Source organism: Citrobacter sp. (assembly GCF_050252275.1).
In the GTDB taxonomy this organism is placed as follows: Bacteria; Pseudomonadota; Gammaproteobacteria; order Enterobacterales; family Enterobacteriaceae; genus Citrobacter_A; species Citrobacter_A amalonaticus.
The window spans coordinates 1-6,524 of the sequence record NZ_JBFWLF010000260.1; the positions used below are offsets into that span (position 1 = coordinate 1).

General features: G+C 58.6%; 7 protein-coding genes and 1 pseudogene. All 8 read right to left on the reverse strand.

Features of this window, described 5'->3' with window-relative positions:
* Nucleotides 1-414 (reverse strand): annotated as a pseudogene (gene fliM / locus AB7E14_RS18595) (flagellar motor switch protein FliM); the annotation flags it as partial.
* Between the two features lie 4 nt (nt 415-418).
* Complete coding sequence (gene fliL / locus AB7E14_RS18600; RefSeq protein ID WP_043000286.1) at nt 419-883, reverse strand: flagellar basal body-associated protein FliL; 465 nt, start codon at nt 881-883, stop codon at nt 419-421.
* Between the two features lie 104 nt (nt 884-987).
* The gene (fliK, locus tag AB7E14_RS18605; RefSeq protein WP_316961775.1) at nt 988-2,199 is read right to left on the reverse strand and encodes a flagellar hook length control protein FliK; all 1,212 of its coding nucleotides are present in this window, start codon (nt 2,197-2,199) and stop codon (nt 988-990) included.
* Complete coding sequence (gene fliJ, locus AB7E14_RS18610) at nt 2,196-2,639, reverse strand: flagellar export protein FliJ (RefSeq protein WP_043001895.1); 444 nt, start codon at nt 2,637-2,639, stop codon at nt 2,196-2,198. The genes fliK and fliJ overlap by 4 nt, the downstream gene beginning before the upstream one ends.
* Nucleotides 2,640-2,660: 21 nt before the next feature.
* On the reverse strand, nt 2,661-4,031 hold the full coding sequence (fliI, locus tag AB7E14_RS18615; protein WP_043000288.1) for a flagellar protein export ATPase FliI: 1,371 nt from the start codon (nt 4,029-4,031) through the stop codon (nt 2,661-2,663).
* A complete protein-coding gene (gene fliH, locus AB7E14_RS18620) occupies nt 4,031-4,735 on the reverse strand; it encodes a flagellar assembly protein FliH (protein ID WP_316961774.1) in 705 nt (234 codons plus the stop codon). The genes fliI and fliH overlap by 1 nt, the downstream gene beginning before the upstream one ends.
* Nucleotides 4,728-5,726, reverse strand: coding sequence for a flagellar motor switch protein FliG (fliG, locus tag AB7E14_RS18625; protein WP_042318283.1), 999 nt, complete (start codon nt 5,724-5,726; stop codon nt 4,728-4,730). Before fliG ends, fliH begins: the two co-directional genes overlap by 8 nt.
* Nucleotides 5,719-6,524: flagellar basal-body MS-ring/collar protein FliF (fliF, locus tag AB7E14_RS18630; RefSeq protein WP_428169782.1), on the reverse strand; the 806-nt coding region annotated here is incomplete at its 5' end. The genes fliG and fliF, both read right to left, overlap by 8 nt.

A 6,524-nucleotide genomic window follows, 5' to 3' on the forward strand; every position in this document is an offset into this window, starting at 1 on the left:
CGGGAAGCGGCCATCACCGCCAAACAGGTTGTCGACGGCGATAAACACCAGGCTCGGCGAGAACACCACCAGACCCGTACCGCGCAGCGGCTTCAGGTGGATCAGGTTCAGGTTGGTCGGTACCGGCAGGTTACGAGCAAACTCGTGATACGGCTGAATGCGGATCGCGCCCACGGTGATATCCGGACTACGACGCAACAGGTTAAACAACCCCATCCGGAACTGACGGGCAAAACGTTCGTTGATGATCTCCAGCGCCTGCAGACGCTCGCGCACTACGCGACGCTGGGTATTGGGATCGTACGGGCGAATTTCGCTTTCGCCCGCGATACCCGGAGTCGGCTCGTCTTTCGTGTCGCTGTCGCCATTCAACAGCGCATCGATTTCAGCCTGAGAAAGAATACTGTCGCCCATGTCTTTACCGCAGAATGAAAGCTGTATACAGCACGTCGGTGACGTCCTGTTTAGGTTGTCCGGCAACGAGCGGAGGAGAAAGCGTCTCTTTAATCGCCGCGATCAATTTTTGCTTACCTTCTTCGGTAGACAGTGCATTGGCGTCCTGACGAGAGAACAGCAACAGCAGACGGCTACGGACTTCTGGCAAATATTCGTTCAGGCGCGTGCGCGTGGCTTCATCCTTCAGACGCAGCGTCACGCCGATATACAGAACGCGATCCGCATCGCCCAGATTGACGGTAAACGTATCCAGGGCGAAGAACACCGGTGCAGGCGGCGGCGGTGGTTCATTGGCCGCCGGAGTGGGATGCTGCTGCATACGCCAGTAGCTATAGCCTGCGGTGGCGCAAGCGGCAAGGGTAATGATTACCAGCAGCGGGATCCAAATTGAGCGTTTGCTCTTTTTGCTAATCGCGGAATCAGTCATCTGATACGGGCTTCCTGTTTCGGTACAGCTTATCGGCTGATTATCCCGTGTCCTGACCACGACAAAGCGTGGAAAAGACGCGGATAATCGTGCTACCTCTGGCGTTAGGCGAAGATATCGACGGCGCCATTACCGCGTGCGGCGGACTGGAGCGAAGCGGGAACCGCCAGCTCGCTCTCGTCATCAACCATGAGCCGATCCTGTCCCTGCGTGCGAGCCGTCTGCTGCTGTTGGGATGAGGCGTGCTGCTGGTCGGCGAAACTCTCGCTGCTAATGCTGCTTTGTCCCAGTTGAATGCCACTTTCCGCCAGTTGCGTGCGCAGCGTCGGCAGGGCGGCTTCCAGCGCCGCGCGAACGTGACTATGGGCTGAGACCATCTGCAATTGTGCCTGGTTATCATCAAGCTTAAGCGAGATTTGTACCTGACCCAGATCTTCCGGATGCAGACGCAGTTCCGCGCTCTGCTGACCCTGACGGGTAAACAGCGTGATGTGTTGACTCAGGGATTGTTGCCACTCATGGCTACCCAACGGTGCGCTCAGAACCGGGGCGGCGCTGGTGGGCAGCGGCTGCGAGGCGGAATGCGTGGTTGTGGTCATTGCGATGCCTGGCGTCACGGGGGAAGGTGTACTGTCGATCTCCGCGTTGACGGCAGCGGCAGCCACCACAGGCGTAGTGACCGGCTGACCTTTAGCGCTTTCCGCAGCGATCACCGGCGTGGCATTGTCCGTTTTGCTTTTTTTCGCATCGTCACGGGTCAACGGACTGGTCGCGGCCTGCGCGAGTGAACGGGGATCGGTGCTCAACGTGGTGCTCAGCACACGCCCTTTTTCACCGGTAGTTACCGGTGGTGTCGTCATTCCCGGTTGACCCGGCAGCATGGCGAAAAGGGCGCTGAGGTTGGCGAGATCGCCATCGCTAAGGGCTGTGGCACCTTCATCTTTCTGCGCGGACTGGCGCAGGGCCGCGAGCGCACTGCTCTTTTGTGTGGGTGTCAGGGCGGACAGCAGGGCCTGCGCATCGCTCAGTCCTTTTTGCAACTCTTCAGACTGTCCTTCTTTGGCCGCTAACAGGTCGGCCAGTTTCACGGTCTGCGAAGCGTCACCGTCCTGTGCCAGCAGGCCTTTTTGCAGTTTGCCGCTGGCGGCATGTAAATCGGCTAACGTCAGCGGCGCGTCTTTACTCTGTGCGTCGCCTGCGCCTAATGCGCCTGCCAGCAGGGTCAGAAAATCCTGGGCGGAATCCGTCGCCTTACCGGACGACAAGCCGGTAATAAGGTCAGTGTCCGTGGTGACCCGTTGGGGTAAAGTGATCATTCTGGTTTCCTCATTGCTGCACGCTGCGCAAATTCATCCATTTTTTTCTGATCCAGGCGGTTTTCAGCCAGTAAGGCCGCCGCGTTCTGTCTGTCTTGTAAGGTTTGCCAGGCCTGAAGCCGTTGTTTTTTTTCACGCCAGCTGTTCAGCGCCATATCTACTTTTTGCGTCCACTGCGTTAACTGCTGGCGGTGTTGTTCCACCGCTTTTTCCAAGGTCTGAATAAATTGCTGGTAGTTAATCCAGCGATTACTGGCAATCCCCTGACTCATATCGTTGTTGAGGTTGCTGCGATATTCATTCTGGTAGTCAAGCAGCATCGTGAGCTGTTCTTCCGCCTGCTGAAAACCGCGGCGCATTTCACCTAACAGCAGCGCCGCGTCATCCACCTCTTTTTCGGCGAGATCTTTGAGTGTTGCCAGTGCACCATGTTCAGCCATGACCATTACCCTCTTGCTTCATCACACCGTCGGGAAAATCAGATCGAGCGCCGACAGAGAATCCTCCCAGTCAGCGCGTTCGAAAATACCTTGCTGCAAAAACGCCTCCAGTTGTGGCCACAGCGCGATGGCTTTATCGAGCATCGGATCGCTGCCTTTGGCATAGGCGCCGACGCTGACGAGATCGCGGTTGCGCTGGAAGCTCGACAGCAACTGCTTGAAGTGACGCACTTTGGCGTAGTGTTGTTCCGTTATCAGCGCCGTCATCGCACGGCTGATCGACGCTTCAATGTCGATAGCGGGGTAGTGTCCGGCCTCCGCCAGACGTCGCGACAGCACAATGTGGCCATCAAGGATGGCTCGCGCCGAGTCGGCAATCGGGTCCTGCTGATCGTCGCCTTCGGTCAGTACCGTATAAAAGGCGGTGATGGAACCGCCGCCGTGGATCCCGTTACCTGCGCGTTCAACCAGCGCCGGAAGTTTGGCGAAGACCGACGGCGGATAGCCTTTGGTGGCCGGTGGTTCACCGATCGCCAGCGCGATTTCACGCTGGGCCATGGCATAACGGGTCAGGGAATCCATGATCAGCAGCACGTGCTGACCGCGATCGCGGAAATCTTCGGCGATGCGGGTGGCATAAGCGGCACCCTGCATGCGCAGTAAGGGCGACACGTCCGCCGGCGCGGCGATCACGACCGAACGCGCGCGTCCGTCGGCACCGAGAATGTTCTCGATGAAATCCTTCACTTCGCGGCCACGTTCGCCAATCAGTCCAACGACGATGACGTCGGCGCGGGTATAGCGCGCCATCATGCCAAGCAGCACGCTTTTCCCGACGCCGGAACCGGCGAACAGCCCCATACGCTGGCCGCGACCGACGGTTAACAGGGCGTTGATCGGGCGCACGCCGGTATCCAGCACATGCTCAATCGGCGTACGCTGCAACGGGTTAAACGGCTGGGTAATCAGCGCTCCGGTTTCCGTGGTGTCGGGGGAGGGAAGGCCGTCAAGCGGTTTGCCGCTGCCGTCGAGCACGCGACCTAACAGCGCCGGACCCAGCGGCAACTGTTTACCGCTTTGCAACCCTTCACCGGCGATGTTTTTGGCATAGACACGCGCGCCGGGCAGAATGCCTTCGACCTCTTCGAGCGGCATCAGAAACAGACGCTGACCGTTAAAGCCCACCACTTCACTTTCCACTTCGCGGGTTTCCGTTCCGTCCTGGCGTTCAATCACGCAGGTCGCGCCGAGCGGCAACTGCAATCCGGTGGCCTCCAGAACCAGGCCGGTGGCGCGGGTCAGTCGTCCGTAACGACGAACGGCCGGAAGCTGCGCCATTTTGGCTTCGAAATTATCCAGCGTCGTCAACCAGCGAGTCAGGCGTGAGGTCATCAGATCACTCCCGGCGCGGCCAGACGACACAGTTCTTGCCAGCGGGTCGCCACGCTGGCGTCGAGATCGCCTTCATCCGCAGAAACTTTGCAGCCGCCATGGTGCAGGGTCGGATCACCACGCAAACGCCAGCCGTGCAGGCTGAGGGTGGCACCGAGCATCTCTTCAACGCGCTGTAAATCATCCGGATGGACGCGCAGCTGCGGTTTGCCGCTGAACAGGGGCTCCTGCTGTAAGAGCTGTTGGATCTGCTTGATTAAGGCGGAATTATCTACCGCGGGCGTCTGACCAATGACCTGACGCGCGGCTTCCAGCGCCATCTGCATCAGACGCGAAGCGATCACGCTGTCCAGCGCGTCCAGCGTATGCTGGAATTCGCTGACCAGTTGTTGCATCCGCGCATGAAGCGGGGCCTGCTGGGTGCGCGCCTGCACCTGACCTTGTTCAAGCCCTTGAGCCAACCCTTCCTGATAGCCTTGTTCATGACCGGACTTCCGTCCTTCCGCCAGTCCCGCGTTGTAACCTTGTTCGTGGGCCTGAATTTTCAGCTGGGCTAACTGTTGCTCAAGCTGTTGTTCCGCACTGATCTCGGGTTCGTCCTCTTCAGACACGGGGTCATCGTCGTGCTCCATGGGCACAAATTCAGCCAGCGGCGGCGCGAGATCGTCCGGGGTCCAGATTTTCCACGGCAGCTCGTTAAACATAAGTATCCTCGCCGCTGCCAATCATCATCTCGCCGGTCTCGGCCAGACGACGCACAATCAACAGAATGGCCTTCTGTTCGTTTTCCACTTGCGACAAACGCACCGGGCCACGGTTGGCGAGGTCGTCGCGCAGGATATCTGCCGCACGTTGCGACATATTGCGCAGGAACTTCTCGCGCAGCGGCTGTTCCGCGCCTTTCAGGGCGATCAGCAGCGACTCGGAATCCACTTCCTGTAGCAAACGCTGGATGCTGCGGTCGTCCACATCGACCAGGTTTTCGAACAGGAACATCTCGTCGATAATTTTTTGCGCCAGCTCGCCATCGAATTCGCGCACGGCGGTAATAACCGCTTCTTCTTGCTGCGTTTTCATCAGGTTGATAATTTCTGCCGCCGTTCTCACGCCGCCCATTTTGCTGCGCTTGAGGTTCTGACCGTCAAGCAGGCCGTTGAGCACTTCGGTCAGTTCCGCCAGCGCGGCAGGCTGTACGCCGCCGAAGGTGGCGATACGCAGCATGACATCGTGACGCAGACGCTCGTCGAACAGCGCCAGAATATCCGCCGCCTGACCGCGTTTGAGGTGCACGAGGATGGTGGCGATAATCTGCGGGTGTTCGTCGCGGATAAGGTCGGCGGCGCTTTGCGGCTCCATAAAGTTGAGCGTTTCAATGCCGCTGGCGGTATCACGGGTTTCAAGAATATCTTCCAGCAGGCTGGAGGCTCGCTCTTCGCCCAGCGCCTTCACTAGTACCGAACGCAGATATTCGTTGGCATTGATGTTCAGGGCGGCGAACTGCTCGGCTTCCTGCTCAAACTCCGCCAGCACGTCGGTCAGCTGTTTGTTGGAGATCTGGCGGACGTTCGCCATGGCGGCGCTCAGGGTCTGCACTTCGCGCTGGGAGAGGTGTTTGAACACTTCCGCCGCGCGATCTTCGCCAATGGTCATCAACAGGATGACGCTTTTATCGGTACCGGAAAGAGCATTACTCATGATCGTTATTCATCCACTGGCGAATGACCAGCGCCACGACGCGCGGATCGTTATCTGACATTTCGCGAATGCGCTGGCTCATCACTTCGGCGCCCAGGCGCTGATTTGCCCGACGCTGCTGAGTCTGCTCATCTTTACTGAGGCGAACCTCAACGGCTTCTTCGGTCTCCTGACGGAGTTGCTCGCGTTCCTGCGCGGCTTTCGCCTCTTCAGCGCGACGGGTCAACTGCGGACGAATCGCTTTGCGCCACAGGATCCATGCCACCAACAGCACCAGCAACCAACGTCCGGCCGAGATCAACTGTTCGATAAACAACGGCTGTTTCCAGAACGGCAGTTCGCCAGCGTTGTCATCGGTAGCGCTGAACGGTGAGTTGACCACGTTCAGGGTATCGCCGCGCTTGTCCGAGAAGCCCATTGCTTCACGGGTCAAATCTTCAATCTGCTTCATTTGATCGGCAGTGAGCGGCAGCGGTTTGCCATCCGGCAACGTTTTGTAGTTCACGACCACGGCGACGGAGAGTCGCTGTATATCGCCAACGTTCATTTTTGTGTGGCGAATGGTGCGGTCAACTTCATAGTTGCTGGTTTCGTTGCGTTGGGTATTACGTGGACCAGCACTGGCGCTGGTGGCCGTCTGCTGCTGCGCGTTCTGTCCATTTTGTGCATTCTGCGCATTTTGCTGATTCGCTGGCGGCGTGGTGATCGGCGCCGTATTGGCTGGCGCAGGCTGGTTGGACAGCGCACCCGGTACGCCACCGGGCAGACCGGAGCCAATTTGCTCGCTTTCATTCAGTT